Consider the following 20,362-nt stretch of genomic DNA (forward strand, 5'->3'; position numbering starts at 1 on the left):
CTCGCGGGGCTTTTTGCATTTTCTGGCTGGGCTTTATTTCTTGGCCTTGGAGAGGGCTGCAGCAAAGGCGTTGCCCATGGCGCCGCCCATAGGGGCGTTTTGACGCGATTCATGTCTGGGCTTGGCATTGCCACCCTGGGGGGGATGCGGTTGTGACGGTTTGCGCGCCGGCTGGCCGGCCTTCTCATCCAGACGCATGGTCAGGCTGATGCGCTTGCGCGGTACGTCCACCTCCAACACCTTGACCCGCACTATGTCGCCGGCCTTGACCACCTCGCGGGGATCCTTGACGAAGCGATCGGTCAGGGAGGAGATGTGCACCAGGCCATCCTGATGGACGCCGATGTCGACGAAGGCGCCGAAGTTGGTGACGTTGGTGACGACCCCCTCCAGCACCATCTCGGGCACCAGATCGCTTAACTTCTCCACCCCTTCCTTGAAGGTGGCGGTCTTGAACTCGGGGCGGGGGTCGCGACCCGGTTTGTCCAGCTCGCCTATGATGTCGGTCACGGTGGGCACGCCAAACTGCTCGTCGGTGTAGTCGGCGGGCTTCAGGCTGCGCAGCAGGCTGCTGTTGCCGAGCAGGCTATCCACCGTCTGTTCCAGTTTGGCGAGGATCCGCTCCACCACGGGGTAGGATTCCGGGTGCACGGCAGAGCCATCCAGCGGGTTGCTGCCGCCACGAATGCGCAGGAAGCCGGCACTCTGTTCGAAGGCCTTGGGCCCGAGTCGACTCACCTTCAGCAACTGTTGCCGGTTCTGGAAGGCGCCATGTTCATCGCGATAGGCGACGATGTTCTGGGCCAGGGTCTGGGAGAGGCCGGACACCCGGTTGAGCAGGGCGACCGAGGCGGTGTTCACATCTACCCCGACCGCGTTCACACAGTCCTCGACCACGGCATCCAGTCGGCGGGCCAGCTGGCTCTGGCCGACATCGTGCTGGTACTGACCGACACCGATGCTCTTGGGATCGATCTTGACCAGCTCGGCCAGCGGGTCTTGCAGGCGGCGGGCGATGGAGACGGCGCCGCGCAGGGAGACATCGAGATCCGGAAACTCCAGGGAGGCGAGCTCGGAGGCGGAGTAGACCGAGGCCCCGGCTTCGCTCACTACAATCTTCTGGGCCCTGGCGGCGGGGTAGCGTTCGAACAGGTCGCTCACCAGGCGGTCGGTCTCCCGTGAGGCGGTGCCGTTGCCGATGCTGATAAGCTCTACCTTGTGCTTCTGGCACAGTTCGCTCAGGGTCTTGAGGCTCTGGTCAATCTGGCGTTTCGGTTCGAACGGATAGATGGTCGCGGTATCGACCAGCTTGCCGGTGGCATCGACCACGGCCACCTTGACCCCGGTGCGGATGCCGGGATCCAGCCCCATGGTGCAACGCATGCCGGCCGGGGCCGCCATCAGCAGATCCTTGAGGTTCATGGCGAACACCTTGATCGCCTCCTCTTCCGCCGACTCACGGATGCGGCCGATGAGCTCGGTCTCCATCTGCAGTGAGAGCTTGATCTTCCAGGTCCAGCTCACTACCCCCTGCAGCCACTTGTCGGCGGGGCGGTTTTGCAGATTGAGCTTGAGATGGTGGGCGATGATCCCCTCGCAGGGGCTGACGCTCTCATCATCGCCAGTGACCAGCGCCAGGTTGAGCACGCCCTCGTTGCGGCCGCGCAACATGGCCAGCACCCGGTGGGAGGGGGCCTTGTGCAGCGGCTCGTCGTGTTCGAAGTAGTCCTTGAACTTGGCCCCCTCCTGCTCCTTGCCAGCCACCACGCGGGCACGCAAGGTAGCGTTCTGCCACAGGTAGTCACGCAGCTTTTCCAGCAGGTCAGCCTGTTCGGCGAAGCGTTCCATCAGAATGTAACGAGTACCGTCGAGGGCGCTCTTGCTATCGGTGATGCCTTGCTCGGCATTGAGGAAGGCGGTGGCTTCCTGCTCCGGATCCCGCATTGGGTCGTCCAGCAGCAGATTCGCCAGCGGTTCCAGCCCGGCCTCGATGGCCATCTGTCCCTTGGTGCGGCGCTTGGGTTTGTAGGGCAGGTAGAGGTCTTCCAGCCGGGTCTTGCTGTCGGCTTCGTTCAGCTCACGGGCCAGCTCGGGGGTGAGCTTGCCCTGCTCCTCAATGGAACGCAGGATCACCTGGCGGCGGTCTGCCAACTCGCGCAGGTAGCCTAGACGGCTCTCCAGGGTGCGAAGCTGGCTGTCGTCCAGGCCGCCGGTGACCTCTTTGCGGTAACGGGCGATAAAGGGAACGGTGGCACCTTCATCCAGCAGACGAATGGCGGCTTCGATTTGTTGCGGGCGAGCGTTCAACTCGCCGGCGATCTGTCTCTCAATGCTTTGCGTCATGGTATCTGTTGAGCGCCTCTGTTGATCGATTCGCGCCATCCGGCGCCGAGTGTGAGCACTATATGGGGTCGCGCGGGTGGATGCCACCCTGTCGCACCGGGGGCAAGCCGCTTCGAGCCGATTGGGGGGGCGTCATCGGCTGGGGGAGGGGAAACAAGGTTGGGGGGAAGTGGCTCCTTCCCCTGCATGCTACTTGGTGTAACTGATCTCGTTGACATACCAGCAGGCATCACCGACCGGCGTGCGTACTATGGCCTCGTCGCCGACCTCTTTCTTGAGCAGGGCGCGGGCCATGGGGGAGTCGATGGAGATGTAATCCTTGCGACCGAAGATTTCGTCATAGCCGACGATACGAAAGCGCTTGATCTCGCCCTCTTCGCTCTCCACCTCCACCCAGGCGCCGAAGAAGACCTTGCCCTCCTGGGCCGGGGAATAGTCGACGATCCCCAGCTCCTCCAGACATTTACGCAGATAGCGCACCCGCCTGTCGATCTCTCGCAACCGCTTCTTGTTGTACTGGTAGTCGGCATTTTCGCTGCGATCCCCCAGGCTGGCCGCCCAGGCGACCTTTCTGGTGACCTCGGGGCGCTCCTGACGCCACAGGAAATCGAGTTCTTCCTTCAGCTTGTTATAACCTTCGCGGGTGATCAGCTTTGTCTTCATGGTGATCCGTGATCTGGTCAAATGGAGGAGGTCGAGTCTAACTGCACGGGAATATTAGCTTTTGTCATCCCGCTGTCGAGGGAAATCGTGGTCCGTAGCCAGGGGGCTGAGTCTACTTTGTCCCGGTGGGGAGGTGGGTTCCAGGTAATAACCGGTAACACATTTATGCTTTTCTCCCGTACTGACGGCCCCTAGTATTGAGGCAGATGATATTGAGAGGCAAAGCGATGAGTCAGCAGCAATACAAGATCCTGGTTGTGGACGACGATCTGAAACTACGCTCCCTGCTTGAGCGCTACCTGACCGAACAGGGGTTCGTGGTGCGCGGTGTGGCCAATGGTGAGCAGGCCGATCGTCTGCTGACGCGCGAAAATTTCAGCCTGATGGTGCTCGATCTGATGCTGCCTGGCGAAGACGGCCTCTCCATCTGCCGTCGTCTGCGCGAGGGGGGCAACCAGATCCCTGTGCTGATGCTGACCGCCAAGGGAGATGAAGTAGATCGCATCGTCGGGCTCGAGATGGGGGCCGACGACTATCTGCCCAAACCGTTCAATCCGCGCGAGCTGCTGGCCCGGATCCGCGCCGTGCTGCGCCGCCATACAGTCGAGTTGCCGGGGGCGCCTTCTACCGCCGAAAAAGTGGTCAGCTTTGGTGGTTACCAGCTCAATCTGGCGACCCGGGAGCTGAGTCGTGATGGCGAGCCCATGGCCCTGACCAGCGGAGAGTTTGCGGTGCTCAAGGTGCTGGTCAGTCACCCTCGCGAGCCGCTCTCCCGCGACAAATTGATGAATCTGGCCAGGGGGCGCGAATACACGGCGACCGAGCGCAGCATAGACGTGCAGGTCTCCCGCTTACGGCGCATGCTGGAGCAGGACCCGGCCCAGCCCCGCTATCTGCAGACTGTCTGGGGATTGGGCTACGTTTTCGTCCCGGACGGTGAACGCACATGAAAAAAGCGGGTAGCATGTTCTCCCGTATGCTCTGGTTTCTGGCCGCCGTGCTGGTGGTCTATCAGATCGTTTCTTATGTCACTTTCTACAACTATCTGCTGGCGCCGACTGTCAAGCAGATCAGCCATCTGCTGGCCAACCAGGTCAAACTGATTTTTCCGGTCGAGAGCAACCAGCTGGAGTTGAGCGACGATGCCGAGGCGCTGGTCTATGTGGCGACAGGCAGCGACATCTACACCCAAAGCGAGGCGGAACAACATGGGCTTAAGGAGTCCAAGCCCTATCGTTATCTGGCAGAGAGCATCAGCAAGGAGCTGGGTGGCCCGACCAAGGTACGGGTCGAGATCCAGGATCACTACATCATCTGGATCCAGCCACCTCAGGCCAGCAAAATCTGGGTGCGTATCCCCCTGACCGAGATCGAGGATGATGACATAGAGCCGCTGATCCTCTACATGAGCGTCTTGCTGGTGATCACCCTGTTTGCCGCCTGGCGTTTCGCTCGCCAGCTGGTGCGGCCGCTGGAAGATCTGGAAGCAGGGGCTGTCTCGGTGGCGCGGGGCAACTTTCCCGATGCGCTCGGGGAGCAGGGATCGCGGGAGGTGCGTCGGCTGACCCGCACCTTCAACCACATGTCCAGCTCCATCAAGGGATTGATCGAGGAGCGCAACCTGATGATGGCCGGTGTCTCCCACGATCTGCGCACGCCGCTGACCCGCATTCGGCTGGCGACCGAGATGATGTCGTCCGGGGATGAATACCTCAAGGAGAGCATCAACGCCGATATCGACGAATCCAACGCTATCATCGATCAGTTCATCGACTACATCCGTCCGGACGAGGTGAAAAATCTGGCTCCTGTCGACCTGACCCAGCTGGTGCACGATGCCTTGCTGATGCATGCCGAGCAGGGGCTGGAGGTCGAGCTGGCCCTGCCGGAAGAGGCGGTCAGGGTGGCGTGTAATCCGGTCAGCATGCGCCGGGTGCTGAGTAACCTGTCGGGTAACTCATTGCGCTATGGCGCAACCCGGCTGCTTGGCGAGTTGAAGGATGATGGCCACTGGGTGCGCTTGCGCCTCTCTGATGATGGGCCTGGGATCCCGGAGCAGGACCACTTTCGAGTGCTCAAGCCATTTACCCAGGGCAATTTGGCGCGCACCACAGGAGGGAGCGGCCTTGGGCTCGCCATCGTCGCCCGGATCGTGGCCCAGCATCACGGTACCATCCGGCTGGGGCGCTCGGAGTGGGGAGGGCTGCAGGTGGAGATCCGTTTGCCGAAGCATCAGCCGCAGGAGTGGATGGATTGAAAGAGGGGCGTATCGAGTGATACGCCCCTTGCATTATCAGGCTTGAGGTTCGCTCGCCTTGCGATAGCGCTTGCCGTATTTCAGCTGCTGGATCAGCAGTGCCGCCACGATCAGTGCCAGCCCGATAGGGGTTGCCGGGTGGATAGTTTCGCCGATCAGCAGGTTGAGCAGCACCAGGGAGGCAAAGGGTGAAATGAAGATGAGGTTGCTGATGGGGGCCGTGTTGGTGGCATGGCGCAAGGCCATCAACCAGAGCACGAAGCCGAACCCCATCTCGAACAGCCCCACATAGATGGCGCCTGCCCATCCCTGCCAGGCGGTCATGGCGAAATCGGAGAGCAGCCAGGTCGCCACGACAATCAACGGCAGGCTGATGATGAAACCGAGCAGCAGGCTGACGACGGGATCCCCCTGATTGCGGGTATTGAGGATCCAGTAGCTTGCCCAGATGAGGGTGGACACCAGTGCCAGCGTCACCCCGAGCGGGCTGTCAAACTGCAGGGAGAAGACATCCCCCCTGGTGGCAATCACCAGGGCGCCGAAGTAGCCCAGCACGATGGCGATGCCATCACGGCGGCGCAGCTTCTGACCGAGGAAGGGGACGGCCAGCAGACTGAGGGTAATGGCCCAGGTGTAGTTGAGAGTCTGTGCCTGCTGGGCCGGTAACAGGTCGTACGCTTTGAACAGCAGCAGGTAATAGAGGAAAGGGTTCAGTACTCCAAGCGCCAGATAGTAGAGGGGGCGAGCTTTGATGTAATCCCGCAGCAGTGCCAACTTGCCTTGTTTGGCAACGATGGCGGTCAGCGTCAGCGTCGAGGTGAAGGCGGCAACCAGCAGCAACTGAACCGGTTCGAAATAGGTGAGGGAGATCTTGAAGGCACTGGCGACCGTCGACCAGAGGGCCACAGCGCAGAGTCCGTACTGATAGGCTTTCTTTTGATCTTTAAGCATTGAAAGTCGTTCCGTTGACGAAGGCGGGGCCAGTGTATCAGCCAGCTTGCGAGGTTGTCGTGGCTCCCGTTCGTGCGCCAAACGAGCAGGTTAGTGCGAGATCCATCTGTCACAGAAAATTGCGCACAATCTGTTCGCTTTCCCTTGCGCAAATTTGAAAAATCCGTATAATCCTCTCCGCTTATCCATGAGGTAAGCCAGACGATATGTCTGCTTGCTGAGTTTTTCGCTTGCGAAGGCCAGCCATACAGTCTCCCCGATATGGGGAGAAACGTGAAAAATCACACCTCTGGCGGGAGTAATCTCGGTCGGGCGGTGTTGATTTATGTTCTTTTATCTATTGGAGCTCTGTCAATGCAGAACCAAAGAATCCGTATCCGCCTGAAGGCTTTTGATCATCGCCTGATCGATCAATCCACTGCGGAAATCGTTGAAACTGCTAAGCGCACTGGCGCGCAGGTTCGCGGTCCTATCCCGCTGCCGACTCGCAAAGAGCGTTTCACCGTTCTGATCTCCCCGCACGTCAACAAAGACGCGCGTGATCAGTACGAGATCCGCACTCACAAGCGTCTGGTAGACATCGTTGAGCCGACTGACAAGACCGTAGACGCTCTGATGCGTCTGGATCTGGCAGCTGGTGTAGACGTCCAGATCAGCCTGGGTTAATTACGGAAAGAGGTTGATAACAATGACAATCGGTCTTGTAGGTCGCAAAGTGGGTATGACTCGCATCTTCACTGAAGATGGCGTTTCTATCCCCGTGACTGTTATCGAAGTTGAAGCTAACCGTGTAACTCAGGTCAAATCTGTAGAAACCGACGGCTACAACGCTATTCAGGTTACCACTGGCTCCAAGAAAGCTAGCCGCGTAACCAAGCCGGAAGCTGGCCACTTCGCCAAAGCTGGTGTAGAAGCCGGTCGCGGTCTGTGGGAATTCCGCCTGAACAACGGTGAAACTTTCACTGTTGGTAGCGAGCTGAAAGTAGATCTTCTCGCTGACGTTAAGCTGGTAGACGTTACCGGCACATCCAAGGGTAAAGGTTTTGCCGGTACTGTTAAGCGCTGGAACTTCCGCACCCAGGATATGACCCACGGTAACTCTCTGTCCCACCGTGTACCTGGCTCCATCGGTCAAAACCAGACCCCGGGCCGTGTATTCAAGGGCAAAAAGATGGCTGGTCACATGGGTGCTGAGCGTGTAACGACTCAGAACCTGGAACTGGTTCGTGTTGACGCTGAACGCAACCTGCTGCTCATCAAAGGCGCAGTACCGGGTGCAACCAACGGCAACGTGATCGTTAAACCTGCCGTCAAAGCGTAACGTCTGAGGAGATAGTAATGGAATTGGTAATGAAAGACGCCAAGAGCGCTCTTGAAGTTTCCGAGACTACCTTCGGGCGCGAATTCAACGAAGCTCTGGTTCACCAGGTTGTCGTTGCTTATGCCGCTGGTGCCCGTCAGGGTACTCGTGCGCAGCTGACTCGCTCTGAAGTGTCTGGTGGCGGCAAAAAGCCGTGGCGTCAGAAGGGTACTGGTCGTGCCCGTGCTGGCTCCATCCGTTCGCCCATTTGGCGTTCCGGTGGTGTGACTTTTGCTGCTAAGCCGCAAGATCACAGCCAGAAAGTAAACAAGAAGATGTACCGCGGCGCTATCCGTAGCATCCTGTCCGAGCTGGTACGTCAAGAGCGCCTGATCGTTGTTGAGAAGTTCGGCATCGAAGCTCCGAAAACCAAAGAACTGATCGCCAAGCTGAAAGAAATGGAACTGTCTGACGTTCTGATCGTGACTGCTGAAGTCGATGAGAACCTGTTCCTGGCTGCTCGTAACCTGTACAAAGTTGACGTGCGTGACGTTGCCGGTATCGACCCGGTCAGCCTGATCGCTTTCGACAAGGTTCTGATGACTGCTGACGCAGTTAAGCAAATCGAGGAGATGCTGGCATGATCCGTGAAGAGCGTCTGCTGAAAGTTCTGAAGGCTCCGCACATCTCTGAAAAGAGCACCATGGTTGCAGAAAAGCAGAACACTATCGTGTTCAAAGTTGCTGTTGATGCCACCAAGGCGGAAGTCAAAGCTGCAGTTGCGAAACTGTTCGAGGTCGAAGTTGAGACCGTCCGTACCCTGAACATGAAGGGTAAGACCAAGCGCGCAGGTGCACGCGTAGGCCGTCGTTCCGATTGGAAAAAGGCTTATGTGACCCTGAAAGCTGGTCAGGACATCGACTTCATGGGCGCAGCCGAGTAAGAGGAGTTCTGAAAAATGGCAATCGTTAAGTGCAAGCCTACTTCTCCGGGCCGCCGCCACGTCGTCAAGATCGTCAACCAAGACCTGTACAAGGGCAAGCCCTTTGCAGCTCTGCTGGACAAGAAAGACAAGTCCGGTGGTCGTAACAACAACGGCCGCATCACCACCCGTCACATCGGCGGTGGTCACAAGCAACACTACCGTATCGTCGACTTCAAGCGCGACAAAGACGGTATCCCGGCCAAAGTAGAGCGCCTGGAATACGATCCGAACCGTACCGCTAACATCGCTCTGGTGTTGTACGCAGACGGTGAGCGTCGTTACATCCTGGCTCCGAAAGGCCTGAAAGCTGGTGACGCTATCGCTTCTGGTGCTGATGCAGCCATCAAGGTAGGTAACGCCCTGCCGATGCGCAACATCCCGGTCGGTTCTACCGTTCACGCCGTTGAGATGAAGCCTGGTAAAGGTGCCCAGTTGGCTCGTTCCGCTGGTACTTTCATCCAGATCCTGGCTCGTGAAGGTAACTATGTAACTCTGCGTCTGCGTTCCGGCGAAGTACGTAAAGTTCTGGCCGAGTGCCGCGCCACCATCGGTGAAGTTGGTAACTCCGAGCACATGTTGCGTCAACTGGGTAAAGCCGGTGCAAACCGCTGGCGTGGTATTCGTCCGACCGTTCGCGGTATGGCGATGAACCCGGTAGACCACCCGCACGGTGGTGGTGAGGGTCGTAACAAGGGCATGCAGCCTGTGTCCCCATGGGGCCAGAAGGCTAAAGGCTTCAAGACCCGTAAGAACAAGCGTACCGACAAGTACATCGTACGTCGTCGTAACAAGTAATTGTTAACATAGAGGAATCACCATGCCACGTTCTCTCAAGAAGGGTCCATTTATCGACCTGCACTTGCTGAAGAAGGTAGAGAAAGCGGTGGAAAGCGGGGATAAAAAGCCGGTTAAAACCTGGTCCCGTCGTTCAATGATCATCCCGAACATGATCGGTTTGACCATCGCTGTCCATAATGGTCGTCAGCACGTTCCGGTTTTCGTTACCGAAGAAATGATCGGTCACAAACTGGGTGAATTCGCACCTACTCGTACTTATCGCGGCCATGCTGCTGATAAGAAGGCTAAGAAGCGCTAAGGGATAAATGATGGAAGCTATCGCTAAACACCGTTATGCCCGTACTTCTGCCCAGAAAGCTCGTCTGGTAGCCGATCAAGTACGTGGTCTGTCCGTAGACAAGGCTCTGAACATCCTGACCTTCAGCCCGAAAAAGGCTGCTGTTCTGGTGAAGAAAGTGCTGGAATCTGCCATTGCCAACGCTGAGCACAACGAAGGCGCCGACATCGACGCACTGCGTGTTGCCACTATCATGGTTGACGAAGGTCCCTCCATGAAGCGTATCCGTCCTCGTGCCAAAGGTCGCGCGGATCGTATCCTCAAGCGTACCGCTCACATCACTGTAGTGGTATCCGACGCTAAGGCTGGGAGATAAGCAATGGGTCAGAAAGTACATCCTAATGGCATTCGCCTGGGTATTACCAAGCCTTGGAATTCTACCTGGTTCGCGAACACCAAAGACTTCGCTGACAACCTGTACAGCGATTTTCAAGTACGCCAGTTCCTGACCAAGGAACTGAAAAACGCGTCCTTGTCCAAGATCACCATCGAGCGTCCGGCCAAGAGCATCCGTGTGACCATTCACACTGCTCGTCCGGGTGTTGTGATCGGTAAGAAAGGCGAAGACGTTGAGAAACTGCGCAAAGCTGTAGCCGCAATTGCCGGCGTGCCTGCTCAGATCAACATTTCCGAAGTCCGCAAGCCGGAGCTGGATGGCAAACTGGTTGCCGACAGCATCACTTCCCAGCTGGAGCGTCGTGTAATGTTCCGTCGTGCTATGAAGCGCGCCGTACAGAACGCCATGCGCCTGGGTGCCAAGGGCATCAAAGTGGAAGTTTCCGGTCGTCTGGGCGGCGCTGAAATCGCGCGTACCGAATGGTACCGTGAAGGTCGTGTGCCTTTGCACACCCTGCGTGCCGACATTGACTACGCAACTTCTGAAGCCCACACCACTTACGGTGTGATCGGCGTTAAAGTTTGGATCTTCAAGGGCGAAGTTCTGGGCGGTCTGGCTGCTGTCAACGCTGCCGCTGCTCAAGAGCAAGCTCCTGCGAAGCCCAAGCGTGACAACAAGCGCCGCGCTGCCAAGTAAGGAGATTCGGTAAATGTTGCAACCTAAGCGTACTAAATTCCGCAAGACCCACAAAGGTCGTAACCGCGGTCTGGCCAACTCTGGTAACGAAGTATCCTTCGGTACCTTTGGCCTGAAGGCGACATCTCGTGGTCAGCTGACTGCTCGTCAAATCGAAGCAGCCCGTCGTGCCATGACCCGTCACGTTAAGCGTCAAGGTAAGATCTGGATCCGTGTGTTCCCGGACAAGCCCATCACCGAGAAGCCCCTGGAAGTTCGTATGGGTAAAGGTAAGGGTAACGTGGAATACTGGGTTTGCCCGATCCAGCCTGGCAAGGTTCTGTACGAGATGGACGGTGTACCTGAGGCTCTGGCGCGTGAAGCGTTTGCCCTGGCCGCAGCTAAGCTGTCTGTTCAGACCACTTTCGTAATTAAGACGGTGATGTGATGAAAGCCCAAGATCTGCGTCAAAAGAGCGTCGAAGAACTGAACCAGGAACTGCTGGGCCTGCTGCGTGAGCAATTCAACATGCGCATGCAAGCATCCACCGGCCAGCTGGCTCAGACTCACACTCTGAAACAAGTGCGTCGTGACGTCGCACGTATCAAGACTGTACTGACTGAGAAGGCAGGTGCGTAATGACTGACAAAATCCGTACTCTGCAGGGTCGTGTAATCAGCGACAAGATGGACAAGTCCATCACTGTTGCCATCGAGCGCAAGGTAAAGCACCCGATCTACGGTAAGATCATCAAGCGTACTACCAAGCTGCACGTACATGACGAAAACAACGAGTGCAAAGCTGGCGATCTCGTGGAAATCCGCGAGTGCCGCCCGCTGTCCAAGACCAAGTCCTGGACCCTGGTTGCTGTCGTAGAAAAGGCCTAATCGGTACTTTTTTGCCCAAACGGCCCCTTCCAGGGGCCGTTTGTTTTTTAGGCTACCTTTTCTAAAAATCCTGTGTTATAGTTTCGCGCCTTTTGAAGGCAGCCAGATCCCGTTGGGGATAAGAAGTAAACAAAGCGGAGCACTAAGATGATCCAGATGCAAAGTATGCTGGGTGTTGCCGACAACTCCGGCGCTCGCAGTGTAATGTGTATTAAGGTTCTGGGTGGCTCGCACCGCCGTTACGCCGGCATCGGCGACATCATCAAGGTTTCCATCAAGGAAGCCATTCCTCGCGGTAAAGTGAAGAAAGGTGATGTGTATAACGCGGTGGTCGTACGCACCCGTAAAGGCGTTCGTCGTCCGGACGGCTCTGTCATCCGTTTCGACAACAATGCGGCTGTGTTGCTTAACAACAACCAACAGCCAATCGGTACTCGTATTTTTGGCCCGGTGACCCGTGAACTGCGTAATGAGAAGTTCATGAAGATTGTGTCCCTGGCACCCGAAGTACTGTAAGGAGTCGAACGATGGCAGCTAAAATCCGTCGCGAAGACGAAGTGATTGTTCTTACCGGCAAAGACAAGGGCAAGCGTGGCAAAGTCACCCAGGTCCTGATTGCCAAAGGTAAGGTAATCGTGGAAGGCATCAACCAGGTGAAGAAGCACCAGAAGCCGGTACCCGCACTGGGTCAGGCTGGCGGTATCGTCACCAAAGAAGCCCCCATCGATGTATCTAACGTAGCGCTGTTCAACTCTGCCACTGGCAAAGCTGACCGCGTTGGTTTCCGGATTGAAGACGGCAAGAAAGTTCGTTTCTTCAAATCCACCGGCGAACTTGTGAAGTAATTGGAGTTTAACGATGGCGAAACTGCATGATTACTACAAATCCGATGTAGTAAATGAACTGTCCAAGCAGTTCGGTTACAAGACTATCATGCAAGTCCCTCGGATCGAGAAAATCACCCTGAACATGGGTGTTGGTGAAGCGATCTCTGACAAGAAGTTGCTGGAAAATGCTGCTGCCGACATGGCTGCCATTTCCGGTCAGAAGCCGCTGATCACCAAAGCTCGCAAATCTGTTGCGGGCTTCAAGATTCGTGAAGGCTACCCGATAGGTTGTAAAGTAACCCTGCGTGGCGAGCGTATGTGGGAGTTCCTGGAACGGCTGATCTGCATCTCCGTACCGCGTATCCGTGACTTCCGTGGCCTGAACGCTAAAGCGTTTGACGGTCGTGGTAACTACTCCATGGGCGTGCGTGAGCAGATCATCTTCCCGGAAATCGACTATGACAAAGTCGATCGCGTCCGTGGTCTGGATATCACCATCACCACTTCCGCGAATACCGATGAAGAAGGCCGTGCTCTGCTGGCTGCCTTTAACTTCCCATTCCGCAAGTAAGGTTAGGGTTATGGCTAAAACATCCATGAAAGCGCGCGAAGCAAAGCGTGCCAAGCTGGTAGCCAAGTACGCGACCAAGCGTGCCGAGCTGAAAGCTATCATCGTTGACATGAACGCTTCTGAAGAAGCGCGTTGGGATGCTGTTCTGCAACTGCAACAGCTGCCCCGTGATTCCAGTCCGTCCCGCCAGCGTAACCGTTGCAATATTACTGGTCGTCCGCACGGTTTCCTGCGCAAGTTTGGCCTGTCTCGCATCAAGGTGCGTGAGCATGCCATGAAGGGCGAAATTCCGGGCCTGAAAAAGGCCTCTTGGTAAAGAATCTCGGGAGTTAGACTATGAGCATGCAAGATCCGATCGCGGATATGCTGACCCGCATCCGTAACGGTCAGGCGGCGAGCAAAGTTGCGGTTTCCATGCCTTCTTCCAAGCTGAAAGTGGCTATTGCCAAAGTGCTGAAAGAAGAAGGTTACATCGCTGGCTACAACGTAGCTGGTGACGTGAAGCCGGAACTGGAAATTGAACTGAAATATTTCCAGGGCAAGCCGGTTGTAGAACTGATCCAACGCGTGAGCCGTCCTGGCCTGCGTATTTACAAGCGCACTACCGATCTGCCGAAAGTAATGGGTGGTCTCGGTGTTGCTATCGTGTCCACGTCTAAAGGTGTGATGACCGACCGTGCTGCTCGCAAAGCAAGCATGGGTGGTGAGATCATCTGCTACGTCGCTTAATAGGAGGTCGGAAATGTCTCGCGTTGCTAAGGCACCCGTCACTATTCCTGCTGGCGTAGAAGTGACTCTGAACGGTCAGGAACTGTCCATCAAAGGTGGTAAAGGTTCTCTGGTTCGTTCTATCCACGCCGCTGTAGAAGTGACCAAAGAAGACAATGTACTGAAGTTCGCCCCGCGCGACGGCATCGCTGGTGCTGACGCTCAGGCCGGTACTGCCCGTGCATTGGTCAACAACATGGTAATCGGTGTTACCCAAGGCTTCGAGCGTAAGCTGCAGCTGGTTGGTGTAGGTTACAAAGCCTCCATCAAGGGCAATGCTGTCGCGCTGGCTCTGGGCTTCTCTCACCCGGTAGAGCATGAGCTGCCGGCTGGTGTAACCGCTGAGTGCCCGTCCCAGACTGAAGTTGTTCTGCGTGGCGTTGACAAGCAGCTGGTTGGCCAAGTCGCCGCCGATATCCGTGCTTACCGCGCTCCGGAGCCCTACAAGGGCAAGGGTGTACGCTATGCCAACGAGCAAGTGCGTACTAAAGAAGCTAAGAAGAAGTAAGGTAACACTATGGACAAGAAAGCAGCTCGTCTCCGTCGTGCTACTCGTGCTCGGAAAAAGATGCAGGAACTGGGAGCCACCCGTCTGGTTGTGCACCGTACCCCGCGTCATATCTATGCGCAGGTTATTGCAGCCAACGGTTCCGAAGTTCTGGCCTCTGCTTCCACAGTAGAGAAAGCCATCAGTGAAGCTCTGAAATACACCGGTAATGCAGACGCTGCTACCGCTGTAGGTAAAGCTATCGCTGAGCGTGCTATTGCCAAAGGCGTTCAGAACGTATCTTTCGATCGTTCCGGTTTCAAGTATCACGGTCGCATCGCTGCTCTGGCAGCTGCTGCACGTGACGCTGGTCTTCAGTTCTAAGCTAGGAGTCGAAGATGGCTAAAGTCGAATCTCAAGCCGGCGAACTGCAAGAAAAGCTGATTGCAGTAAACCGTGTTTCGAAAACTGTTAAAGGTGGTCGTATCATGTCCTTCACCGCGTTGACCGTGGTGGGTGATGGTAACGGCCGTGTAGGTTACGGTTATGGTAAGGCCCGTGAAGTTCCGGCTGCTATTCAAAAAGCAATGGAACAGGCCAAGCGTAACCTGAACAAGGTTGAGCTGAACAATGGCACCCTGCACCACCCGGTGAAAGGTGTTCACTCCGGTTCTACCGTGTTCATGAAGCCGGCCTCCCAAGGTACTGGTATCATCGCAGGCGGCGCTATGCGTGCCGTTCTGGAAGTTGCTGGTATCCACAACGTGCTGGCCAAGACCTACGGTTCCACCAACCCAATCAACGTCGTTCGCGCTACTGTAGACGCTCTGGTTCACGGTCAATCACCGGAACAGATCGCCGCCAAGCGTGGTCTGCGCGTTGAAGAAATTCTGGGGTAATGTGACATGGCTAACACTGTAAAAGTAACTCAAACTCGCAGCTCTATCGGCCGTCTGCCCAAGCATAAGGCGACTCTGCGTGGTCTGGGCCTGCGTCGCATTGGTCACACCGTTGAGCTGGAAGATACTCCTTGCGTACGCGGTATGATCAACCAGGTTTACTACATGGTTAAGGTGGAGGGCTAAGCATGCGTCTGAATACTCTGTCTCCGGCCGCTGGTTCCAAGCGCGTTAAGCACCGTCCGGGCCGTGGTATCGGTTCCGGTCTGGGCAAGACTGGTGGTCGTGGTGTGAAAGGTCAAACCTCTCGTTCCGGTGGCGGTAAAGTCCGCAACGGTTTCGAGGGTGGTCAGATGCCTTTGAAAATCCGTCTGCCGAAGTTCGGTTTCTTCTCTCGCAAATCTTTGGTTTCTGCCGAAGTGCGCCTGAACGAAATCGCCCTGGTAGAAGGTGATGTGGTCGATATGAGCACTCTGAAGCAAGCCGGTGTTGTTACCAAAAACATCGTGTTCGCTAAAGTTGTTCTGTCTGGCAACATTGACCGTGCTGTGACTGTTCGTGGTCTGTCCGTCACCAAAGGTGCACGCGCAGCCATCGAGGCCGCTGGCGGTAAAATCGAGGAATAATCAGTACAATGGCTAAGAAACCAGGATTGGATGTTAAAGCACAGGGTGGTCTGAGTGAACTGAAGAGCCGTCTGCTCTTCGTTCTCGGGGCGATTATCGTTTTCCGTGCAGGCTCTTATGTGCCGATTCCTGGTATTGACGCCGCCGTACTGGCCGAGTTGTTCCAGCAACAGAAGGGCACCATCATTGAGATGTTCAACATGTTCAGTGGTGGTGCACTCTCGCGTGCTTCTATTCTTGCGTTGGGGATCATGCCGTACATTTCGGCATCGATTATTATCCAGCTGCTGACAGTGGTTCACCCCGCTCTTGCTGAACTCAAGAAAGAAGGTGAATCCGGCCGTCGCAAGATTAGCCAATATACCCGTTGGGGCACGCTGGTTTTGGGAACTTTCCAGGCCATTGGTATCGCAACCGGTCTGCCGAACATGATGCAGGGACTCGTGACTAATCCGGGTCTTGGCTTCTACTTCACAGCCGTTGTGAGTCTGGTCACCGGTACCATGTTTTTGATGTGGTTGGGTGAGCAGATTACCGAGCGTGGGATTGGTAATGGTATTTCGCTGATTATTTTCACGGGTATCGTTGCCGGTCTGCCGCATGCCATTGGCGCTACGGCCGAACAGGCACGTCAAGGGGAATTGCACATCCTGCTGTTGTTGTTGCTGGGCTTGATTGTTTTCGCAGTGACTTACTTTGTGGTGTTCGTGGAGCGTGGTCAGCGTCGTATCGTCGTGAACTATGCCAAGCGTCAACAAGGCCGCCAGGTATTCGCAGCGCAAAGCACACACCTGCCGTTGAAAGTAAATATGGCCGGTGTGATTCCTGCGATTTTCGCATCCAGTATCATCCTGTTCCCAGGGACCATCACCTCTTGGTTTGGTCAGGGTGAGGGTAAAGTTGCTGATATTCTGCAGCAGGTCTCTATGGTCCTGCAGCCGGGTCAACCGCTTTACGAGATGCTGTATGCAGCAGCCATTATCTTCTTCTGCTTCTTCTATACTGCGCTGGTGTTCAATCCGCGCGAGACAGCAGACAACCTGAAGAAGAGTGGAGCCTTTATCCCGGGGATTCGCCCGGGCGAGCAGACAGCACGTTATATCGATAAGGTTATGACTCGCCTGACATTGGCAGGTGCACTCTATATAACCTTTATCTGTCTGGTACCCCAGTTCCTGATGACTGCCTGGAATGTACAGTTCTACTTCGGTGGCACTTCGCTGCTGATTATTGTGGTAGTTATCATGGACTTCATGGCTCAGGTTCAGACCCATATGATGTCTCATCAATATGGTGATGTCCTGAGGAAGGCCAACCTGAAGGGCTACGGCCGCTAAAGGTCGGCGTAGTTACGGAGTTAAGCAATGAAAGTTCGTGCTTCCGTTAAGGCAATCTGCCGTAACTGCAAAATCATCAAGCGTCACGGTGTGGTGCGTGTGATTTGCAGCGAGCCTAAGCATAAGCAACGCCAAGGCTAATTTTTTACGGTTAGTACTTGCAACAAATAGTTGTGCTGGCTAATATAGCCAGCCAACTTTTGTTGTGTATTGGTTGACCGCCACGTATCCGCTCACGGGCTTTGTGGTGGTCGTAATCTACTATATGTAGGAGTGAATAGTGGCCCGTATCGCTGGCATTAACATTCCTGACCATAAGCATGCTGTCATCGCTTTGACTGCTATTTATGGCGTCGGTCGTACCCGCTCCAAGGCCATCTGTGCCGCAGCCGGTATCGCTGAGAATGTGAAAATTAAAGACCTGGACGAAGCTCAGATCGAGAGTCTGCGTGAACAAGTAGGTAAATTCACCGTTGAAGGTGACCTGCGTCGTCAGATTTCCATGAACATCAAGCGTTTGATGGATCTGGGTTGCTACCGTGGTTTGCGTCACCGTCGTAGCCTGCCTGTTCGTGGTCAACGTACCAAGACCAACGCTCGTACCCGTAAGGGTCCGCGCAAGGCTATCAAGAAGTAACGGGAAGGTAGAAAATGGCTAAAACTCCGACTCGTGCTCGCAAGCGCGTTAAAAAGCAAGTGAGCGACGGTATTGCGCACGTTCATGCATCTTTCAACAACACAATCGTGACCATTACTGACCGTCAGGGCAATGCTCTGTCTTGGGCTACCTCTGGTGGTTCCGGTTTCCGTGGTTCCCGTAAGTCCACTCCGTTTGCTGCCCAGGTAGCTGCTGAGCGCGCTGGTGAGATCGCCAAAGAATACGGCGTGAAGAACCTGGAAGTCATGGTCAAAGGTCCGGGTCCCGGTCGTGAGTCTTCCATCCGCGCTCTGAACGCGGCTGGTTTCCGCATCACTAACATTACTGATGTGACTCCGATCCCGCACAACGGTTGTCGTCCTCCCAAGAAGCGCCGCGTGTAACGCGTTTAGCTACTTGGTCTAGGATTGTTGGAGAAAGAAGATGGCAAGATATATCGGTCCTAAGCTTAAGCTTAGCCGTCGTGAGGGCACCGACCTCTTCCTGAAGTCTGGTGTTCGTGCGATTGATTCTAAGTGCAAGATTGACACCGTTCCTGGTCAACACGGTGCGCGTAAAGCGCGTCTGTCTGACTACGGTGTTCAACTGCGCGAGAAACAAAAAGTTCGTCGTATCTACGGCGTATTGGAAAAACAGTTCCGCAACTACTACCGCGACGCTGCCCGTCAAAAGGGTAACACCGGTGAAAACCTGTTGCAGCTGCTGGAAGGTCGTTTGGACAACGTTGTTTACCGTATGGGCTTCGGCGCTACCCGTGCTGAGTCTCGTCAGCTGGTGAGCCACAAGGCCATCATGGTCAACGGTCGCGTTGTGAACATTCCTTCTTTCCAGGTTTCCCCTGAGGACGTGATCTGCGTTCGTGAGAAGGCTAAGAAGCAAGCGCGTATCAAAGCTGCCCTTGAGGTTGCTGGTCAGCGCGAGAAGCCGACTTGGGTAGAGGTTGATGCCGCTAAAATGGAAGGTGCTTTCAAGCGTCTGCCAGAGCGTTCCGACCTGTCTGCCGACATTAACGAACAGCTGATCGTCGAGCTTTACTCCAAGTAAAGCTAGCTTCTAAAGAGAGGACACAATGCTGGGTTCTGTAACAGATTTTCTTAAACCGCGGCTAGTTGACATCGAGCAAGTTAGCCCGACTCATGCGAAAGTGACTCTTGAGCCACTTGAGCGTGGCTTTGGTCACACGCTGGGCAACGCCCTGCGTCGTATTTTGCTGTCTTCTATGCCCGGTTGTGCAGTTACTGAAGTCGAAATTGACGGGGTACTGCATGAGTACAGCAGCAAAGAAGGTGTACAGGAAGACATTCTTGAAATCCTGCTCAACCTGAAAGGTATCGCTGTGAAGCTGGAAGGCAAGGACGAGGTAACTCTGTCCCTGACCAAGTCTGGAACAGGCCCCGTTACCGCTGGTGATATCACTCACGGTGATGAAGTCGAGATCGTAAACCCGGAGCACGTAATCTGCCACCTGACTGGTGCCAATGCTGAAATCAGCATGCGCCTGAAAGTTCAGCGCGGTCGTGGTTATGTGCCTGCTTCTGCTCGTGTTCACAACGATGATGAAGAGCGTCCTATCGGTCGTCTGCTGCTGGACTCCGCGTTCAGCCCCATCGTTCGTATTGCCTACAATGTTGAGGCAGCACGGGTTGAACAGCGTACCGACTTGGACAAGCTGGTCATCGACATGGAGACCAATGGTACCCTGGATCCTGAAGAAGCCATCCGTCGTTCTGCCACTATTCTGGCCGAGCAACTGGAAGCCTTCGTGGATCTGCGCGATGTCAGCGTGCCCGAGAAGAAAGAAGAGAAACCCGAGTTTGATCCGATTCTGCTGCGTCCTGTCGATGATTTGGAGCTGACAGTTCGTTCTGCGAACTGTCTGAAGGCAGAAGCTATCCACTATATTGGTGATCTGGTACAGCGTACCGAAGTTGAGTTGCTTAAGACTCCTAACCTCGGTAAGAAGTCCCTGACTGAGATCAAGGACGTGTTGGCCTCCCGTGGTCTGTCTCTTGGCATGCGCCTTGAGAACTGGCCGCCCGCCAGCATCGCTGACGAGTAATCCAGATTACGGGTTTCACAGATTTAGTTAGAAGGATAAGGTCATGCGCCATCGTTTGAGTGGTCGTCAACTGAACCGGAACAGCAGCCATCGTCAGGCTATGTTCCGCAACATGGCCAGCTCCCTGGTTCGTCATGAGATCATCAAGACGACTCTGCCTAAGGCAAAAGAGCTGCGTCGTGTAGTTGAACCGCTGATCACCCTTGCCAAGACTGATAGCGTTGCTAATCGTCGCCTGGCATTTGCCCGTACTCGCGATAACGCGATCGTGGCTAAGCTGTTCAATGAACTGGGCCCGCGCTACCTGGAGCGCGCCGGCGGTTATACTCGCATTCTGAAATGCGGTTTCCGTGCTGGCGACAACGCCCCTATGGCTTACATTGAGCTGGTAGACCGCCCGGCCGCTGCTGAAGCAGCTGCTGAGTGATAAAAGAAAAAGCCGGGCTTGTCCCGGCTTTTCTTTTAATGGATTCTGATACTGCCTTAACTGCCTTAACTGCCTTAACTGCCTTAACTGCCTTAACTGCCTTAACTGCCTTAACTGCCTTAACTGCCTTAACTGCCTTAACTGCCTTAACTGCCTTAACTGCCTTAACT

At 55.4% G+C, this 20,362-nt stretch carries 33 protein-coding genes; 30 read left to right on the plus strand and 3 right to left on the minus strand.

Translation table 11 applies throughout. From position 1 onward, the window contains the following. Positions 1-33 precede the first annotated feature (33 nt). Positions 34-2,343 carry a Tex family protein gene (locus ACB034_RS17150; protein WP_371173334.1) on the minus strand — a complete coding sequence of 770 codons (2,310 nt, stop codon included), beginning with the start codon at positions 2,341-2,343 and terminating at the stop codon, positions 34-36. Between the two features lie 189 nt (positions 2,344-2,532). After that, positions 2,533-3,006 carry a transcription elongation factor GreB gene (greB, locus tag ACB034_RS17155; RefSeq protein ID WP_042027321.1) on the minus strand — a complete coding sequence of 158 codons (474 nt, stop codon included), beginning with the start codon at positions 3,004-3,006 and terminating at the stop codon, positions 2,533-2,535. Positions 3,007-3,233: 227 nt separating this feature from the next. On the opposite strand from greB, the gene ompR reads away from it, so the two are divergent. Next, positions 3,234-3,956: a two-component system response regulator OmpR gene (ompR, locus tag ACB034_RS17160; protein WP_124239256.1), complete on the plus strand. Its 723-nt coding sequence runs from the start codon at positions 3,234-3,236 to the stop codon at positions 3,954-3,956. Beyond that, positions 3,953-5,263, plus strand: a complete 1,311-nt coding sequence (gene envZ / locus ACB034_RS17165; protein WP_371173335.1) for a two-component system sensor histidine kinase EnvZ — start codon at positions 3,953-3,955, stop codon at positions 5,261-5,263. The genes ompR and envZ overlap by 4 nt, the downstream gene beginning before the upstream one ends. A 36-nt stretch (positions 5,264-5,299) precedes the next feature. On the opposite strand, the gene ACB034_RS17170 is transcribed toward envZ, so the two are convergent. Next, entirely contained in the window at positions 5,300-6,214 is a 915-nt protein-coding gene (locus tag ACB034_RS17170) for a DMT family transporter (RefSeq protein ID WP_371173336.1), read from the minus strand. A 354-nt stretch (positions 6,215-6,568) separates the two neighbouring features. On the opposite strand from ACB034_RS17170, the gene rpsJ reads away from it, so the two are divergent. The 28 genes from rpsJ (at position 6,569) to rplQ (ending at position 20,192) form a co-directional block, all read left to right on the plus strand. Then, positions 6,569-6,880 (plus strand): 30S ribosomal protein S10, encoded by a 312-nt coding sequence (gene rpsJ, locus ACB034_RS17175; RefSeq protein ID WP_005307944.1) that lies wholly within the window; start codon positions 6,569-6,571, stop codon positions 6,878-6,880. 22 nt (positions 6,881-6,902) lie between these two features. Continuing rightward, complete coding sequence (gene rplC / locus ACB034_RS17180; protein WP_005307947.1) at positions 6,903-7,535, plus strand: 50S ribosomal protein L3; 633 nt, start codon at positions 6,903-6,905, stop codon at positions 7,533-7,535. A gap of 17 nt (positions 7,536-7,552) precedes the next feature. After that, positions 7,553-8,158 carry a 50S ribosomal protein L4 gene (gene rplD / locus ACB034_RS17185; RefSeq protein WP_005307949.1) on the plus strand — a complete coding sequence of 202 codons (606 nt, stop codon included), beginning with the start codon at positions 7,553-7,555 and terminating at the stop codon, positions 8,156-8,158. After that, positions 8,155-8,457 carry a 50S ribosomal protein L23 gene (rplW, locus tag ACB034_RS17190; RefSeq protein ID WP_005307955.1) on the plus strand — a complete coding sequence of 101 codons (303 nt, stop codon included), beginning with the start codon at positions 8,155-8,157 and terminating at the stop codon, positions 8,455-8,457. Before rplD ends, rplW begins: the two co-directional genes overlap by 4 nt. A gap of 15 nt (positions 8,458-8,472) precedes the next feature. Next, positions 8,473-9,294, plus strand: a complete 822-nt coding sequence (gene rplB, locus ACB034_RS17195; protein WP_026456043.1) for a 50S ribosomal protein L2 — start codon at positions 8,473-8,475, stop codon at positions 9,292-9,294. A 22-nt stretch (positions 9,295-9,316) separates the two neighbouring features. Continuing rightward, entirely contained in the window at positions 9,317-9,595 is a 279-nt protein-coding gene (gene rpsS, locus ACB034_RS17200) for a 30S ribosomal protein S19 (protein ID WP_005307960.1), read from the plus strand. 10 nt (positions 9,596-9,605) lie between these two features. Further along, on the plus strand, positions 9,606-9,950 hold the full coding sequence (rplV, locus tag ACB034_RS17205; protein WP_005319741.1) for a 50S ribosomal protein L22: 345 nt from the start codon (positions 9,606-9,608) through the stop codon (positions 9,948-9,950). Positions 9,951-9,953: 3 nt separating this feature from the next. Beyond that, positions 9,954-10,667, plus strand: coding sequence for a 30S ribosomal protein S3 (rpsC, locus tag ACB034_RS17210; RefSeq protein WP_005331168.1), 714 nt, complete (start codon positions 9,954-9,956; stop codon positions 10,665-10,667). A 13-nt stretch (positions 10,668-10,680) separates the two neighbouring features. Further along, positions 10,681-11,094, plus strand: coding sequence for a 50S ribosomal protein L16 (rplP, locus tag ACB034_RS17215; RefSeq protein ID WP_005307963.1), 414 nt, complete (start codon positions 10,681-10,683; stop codon positions 11,092-11,094). After that, a complete protein-coding gene (gene rpmC / locus ACB034_RS17220) occupies positions 11,094-11,285 on the plus strand; it encodes a 50S ribosomal protein L29 (RefSeq protein WP_005307965.1) in 192 nt (63 codons plus the stop codon). The genes rplP and rpmC overlap by 1 nt, the downstream gene beginning before the upstream one ends. After that, the gene (gene rpsQ / locus ACB034_RS17225) at positions 11,285-11,533 is read left to right on the plus strand and encodes a 30S ribosomal protein S17 (protein ID WP_005307966.1); all 249 of its coding nucleotides are present in this window, start codon (positions 11,285-11,287) and stop codon (positions 11,531-11,533) included. The genes rpmC and rpsQ overlap by 1 nt, the downstream gene beginning before the upstream one ends. Before the next feature lie 147 nt (positions 11,534-11,680). Continuing rightward, positions 11,681-12,049 (plus strand): 50S ribosomal protein L14, encoded by a 369-nt coding sequence (gene rplN / locus ACB034_RS17230; protein WP_005307975.1) that lies wholly within the window; start codon positions 11,681-11,683, stop codon positions 12,047-12,049. A gap of 11 nt (positions 12,050-12,060) precedes the next feature. After that, positions 12,061-12,378 (plus strand): 50S ribosomal protein L24, encoded by a 318-nt coding sequence (gene rplX, locus ACB034_RS17235; RefSeq protein WP_005307977.1) that lies wholly within the window; start codon positions 12,061-12,063, stop codon positions 12,376-12,378. Positions 12,379-12,391: 13 nt separating this feature from the next. Next, positions 12,392-12,931 (plus strand): 50S ribosomal protein L5, encoded by a 540-nt coding sequence (gene rplE, locus ACB034_RS17240; RefSeq protein WP_005331162.1) that lies wholly within the window; start codon positions 12,392-12,394, stop codon positions 12,929-12,931. A gap of 10 nt (positions 12,932-12,941) precedes the next feature. Then, positions 12,942-13,247 (plus strand): 30S ribosomal protein S14, encoded by a 306-nt coding sequence (rpsN, locus tag ACB034_RS17245; RefSeq protein ID WP_005340609.1) that lies wholly within the window; start codon positions 12,942-12,944, stop codon positions 13,245-13,247. 20 nt (positions 13,248-13,267) lie between these two features. Then, positions 13,268-13,660, plus strand: coding sequence for a 30S ribosomal protein S8 (gene rpsH / locus ACB034_RS17250; RefSeq protein ID WP_010672564.1), 393 nt, complete (start codon positions 13,268-13,270; stop codon positions 13,658-13,660). A gap of 13 nt (positions 13,661-13,673) precedes the next feature. Next, complete coding sequence (rplF, locus tag ACB034_RS17255) at positions 13,674-14,207, plus strand: 50S ribosomal protein L6 (protein ID WP_026456045.1); 534 nt, start codon at positions 13,674-13,676, stop codon at positions 14,205-14,207. 9 nt (positions 14,208-14,216) lie between these two features. Continuing rightward, positions 14,217-14,570, plus strand: coding sequence for a 50S ribosomal protein L18 (gene rplR / locus ACB034_RS17260; RefSeq protein ID WP_005340606.1), 354 nt, complete (start codon positions 14,217-14,219; stop codon positions 14,568-14,570). 14 nt (positions 14,571-14,584) lie between these two features. Further along, positions 14,585-15,085 carry a 30S ribosomal protein S5 gene (rpsE, locus tag ACB034_RS17265; protein ID WP_005342686.1) on the plus strand — a complete coding sequence of 167 codons (501 nt, stop codon included), beginning with the start codon at positions 14,585-14,587 and terminating at the stop codon, positions 15,083-15,085. 6 nt (positions 15,086-15,091) lie between these two features. Next, complete coding sequence (rpmD, locus tag ACB034_RS17270; RefSeq protein WP_005307985.1) at positions 15,092-15,271, plus strand: 50S ribosomal protein L30; 180 nt, start codon at positions 15,092-15,094, stop codon at positions 15,269-15,271. Positions 15,272-15,273: 2 nt separating this feature from the next. Next, positions 15,274-15,711, plus strand: coding sequence for a 50S ribosomal protein L15 (gene rplO / locus ACB034_RS17275; protein ID WP_026456046.1), 438 nt, complete (start codon positions 15,274-15,276; stop codon positions 15,709-15,711). Between the two features lie 8 nt (positions 15,712-15,719). After that, a complete protein-coding gene (secY, locus tag ACB034_RS17280; RefSeq protein ID WP_026456047.1) occupies positions 15,720-17,048 on the plus strand; it encodes a preprotein translocase subunit SecY in 1,329 nt (442 codons plus the stop codon). Positions 17,049-17,075: 27 nt separating this feature from the next. After that, complete coding sequence (rpmJ, locus tag ACB034_RS17285) at positions 17,076-17,189, plus strand: 50S ribosomal protein L36 (protein WP_005319705.1); 114 nt, start codon at positions 17,076-17,078, stop codon at positions 17,187-17,189. Between the two features lie 139 nt (positions 17,190-17,328). Beyond that, positions 17,329-17,685, plus strand: coding sequence for a 30S ribosomal protein S13 (gene rpsM, locus ACB034_RS17290; RefSeq protein ID WP_005307991.1), 357 nt, complete (start codon positions 17,329-17,331; stop codon positions 17,683-17,685). A gap of 14 nt (positions 17,686-17,699) precedes the next feature. Further along, positions 17,700-18,089 carry a 30S ribosomal protein S11 gene (gene rpsK, locus ACB034_RS17295; protein WP_005319702.1) on the plus strand — a complete coding sequence of 130 codons (390 nt, stop codon included), beginning with the start codon at positions 17,700-17,702 and terminating at the stop codon, positions 18,087-18,089. Positions 18,090-18,129: 40 nt separating this feature from the next. Beyond that, positions 18,130-18,750, plus strand: coding sequence for a 30S ribosomal protein S4 (gene rpsD, locus ACB034_RS17300; RefSeq protein ID WP_005307996.1), 621 nt, complete (start codon positions 18,130-18,132; stop codon positions 18,748-18,750). A gap of 25 nt (positions 18,751-18,775) precedes the next feature. Beyond that, positions 18,776-19,765, plus strand: coding sequence for a DNA-directed RNA polymerase subunit alpha (gene rpoA, locus ACB034_RS17305; RefSeq protein ID WP_005307997.1), 990 nt, complete (start codon positions 18,776-18,778; stop codon positions 19,763-19,765). A gap of 43 nt (positions 19,766-19,808) precedes the next feature. After that, positions 19,809-20,192, plus strand: coding sequence for a 50S ribosomal protein L17 (gene rplQ, locus ACB034_RS17310; protein WP_005307999.1), 384 nt, complete (start codon positions 19,809-19,811; stop codon positions 20,190-20,192). The last annotated feature ends 170 nt before the right edge of the window (positions 20,193-20,362 follow it).

This window comes from Aeromonas sp. S18(2024) (assembly GCF_041402525.1).
GTDB classification, from domain to species: Bacteria; Pseudomonadota; Gammaproteobacteria; order Enterobacterales; family Aeromonadaceae; genus Aeromonas; species Aeromonas enteropelogenes.

Bases quoted from the DNA above. Each gene is read 5' to 3' on its own strand.
- ACB034_RS17150 (WP_371173334.1), bottom strand. From the start codon at position 2,343: ATGACGCAAAGCATTGAGAGACAGATCGCCGGCGAGTTGAACGCTCGC.
- greB (WP_042027321.1), bottom strand. From the start codon at position 3,006: ATGAAGACAAAGCTGATCACCCGCGAAGGTTATAACAAGCTGAAGGAA.
- ompR (WP_124239256.1), top strand. From the start codon at position 3,234: ATGAGTCAGCAGCAATACAAGATCCTGGTTGTGGACGACGATCTGAAA.
- envZ (WP_371173335.1), top strand. From the start codon at position 3,953: ATGAAAAAAGCGGGTAGCATGTTCTCCCGTATGCTCTGGTTTCTGGCC.
- ACB034_RS17170 (WP_371173336.1), bottom strand. From the start codon at position 6,214: ATGCTTAAAGATCAAAAGAAAGCCTATCAGTACGGACTCTGCGCTGTG.
- rpsJ (WP_005307944.1), top strand. From the start codon at position 6,569: ATGCAGAACCAAAGAATCCGTATCCGCCTGAAGGCTTTTGATCATCGC.
- rplC (WP_005307947.1), top strand. From the start codon at position 6,903: ATGACAATCGGTCTTGTAGGTCGCAAAGTGGGTATGACTCGCATCTTC.
- rplD (WP_005307949.1), top strand. From the start codon at position 7,553: ATGGAATTGGTAATGAAAGACGCCAAGAGCGCTCTTGAAGTTTCCGAG.
- rplW (WP_005307955.1), top strand. From the start codon at position 8,155: ATGATCCGTGAAGAGCGTCTGCTGAAAGTTCTGAAGGCTCCGCACATC.
- rplB (WP_026456043.1), top strand. From the start codon at position 8,473: ATGGCAATCGTTAAGTGCAAGCCTACTTCTCCGGGCCGCCGCCACGTC.
- rpsS (WP_005307960.1), top strand. From the start codon at position 9,317: ATGCCACGTTCTCTCAAGAAGGGTCCATTTATCGACCTGCACTTGCTG.
- rplV (WP_005319741.1), top strand. From the start codon at position 9,606: ATGGAAGCTATCGCTAAACACCGTTATGCCCGTACTTCTGCCCAGAAA.
- rpsC (WP_005331168.1), top strand. From the start codon at position 9,954: ATGGGTCAGAAAGTACATCCTAATGGCATTCGCCTGGGTATTACCAAG.
- rplP (WP_005307963.1), top strand. From the start codon at position 10,681: ATGTTGCAACCTAAGCGTACTAAATTCCGCAAGACCCACAAAGGTCGT.
- rpmC (WP_005307965.1), top strand. From the start codon at position 11,094: ATGAAAGCCCAAGATCTGCGTCAAAAGAGCGTCGAAGAACTGAACCAG.
- rpsQ (WP_005307966.1), top strand. From the start codon at position 11,285: ATGACTGACAAAATCCGTACTCTGCAGGGTCGTGTAATCAGCGACAAG.
- rplN (WP_005307975.1), top strand. From the start codon at position 11,681: ATGATCCAGATGCAAAGTATGCTGGGTGTTGCCGACAACTCCGGCGCT.
- rplX (WP_005307977.1), top strand. From the start codon at position 12,061: ATGGCAGCTAAAATCCGTCGCGAAGACGAAGTGATTGTTCTTACCGGC.
- rplE (WP_005331162.1), top strand. From the start codon at position 12,392: ATGGCGAAACTGCATGATTACTACAAATCCGATGTAGTAAATGAACTG.
- rpsN (WP_005340609.1), top strand. From the start codon at position 12,942: ATGGCTAAAACATCCATGAAAGCGCGCGAAGCAAAGCGTGCCAAGCTG.
- rpsH (WP_010672564.1), top strand. From the start codon at position 13,268: ATGAGCATGCAAGATCCGATCGCGGATATGCTGACCCGCATCCGTAAC.
- rplF (WP_026456045.1), top strand. From the start codon at position 13,674: ATGTCTCGCGTTGCTAAGGCACCCGTCACTATTCCTGCTGGCGTAGAA.
- rplR (WP_005340606.1), top strand. From the start codon at position 14,217: ATGGACAAGAAAGCAGCTCGTCTCCGTCGTGCTACTCGTGCTCGGAAA.
- rpsE (WP_005342686.1), top strand. From the start codon at position 14,585: ATGGCTAAAGTCGAATCTCAAGCCGGCGAACTGCAAGAAAAGCTGATT.
- rpmD (WP_005307985.1), top strand. From the start codon at position 15,092: ATGGCTAACACTGTAAAAGTAACTCAAACTCGCAGCTCTATCGGCCGT.
- rplO (WP_026456046.1), top strand. From the start codon at position 15,274: ATGCGTCTGAATACTCTGTCTCCGGCCGCTGGTTCCAAGCGCGTTAAG.
- secY (WP_026456047.1), top strand. From the start codon at position 15,720: ATGGCTAAGAAACCAGGATTGGATGTTAAAGCACAGGGTGGTCTGAGT.
- rpmJ (WP_005319705.1), top strand. From the start codon at position 17,076: ATGAAAGTTCGTGCTTCCGTTAAGGCAATCTGCCGTAACTGCAAAATC.
- rpsK (WP_005319702.1), top strand. From the start codon at position 17,700: ATGGCTAAAACTCCGACTCGTGCTCGCAAGCGCGTTAAAAAGCAAGTG.
- rpsD (WP_005307996.1), top strand. From the start codon at position 18,130: ATGGCAAGATATATCGGTCCTAAGCTTAAGCTTAGCCGTCGTGAGGGC.
- rpoA (WP_005307997.1), top strand. From the start codon at position 18,776: ATGCTGGGTTCTGTAACAGATTTTCTTAAACCGCGGCTAGTTGACATC.
- rplQ (WP_005307999.1), top strand. From the start codon at position 19,809: ATGCGCCATCGTTTGAGTGGTCGTCAACTGAACCGGAACAGCAGCCAT.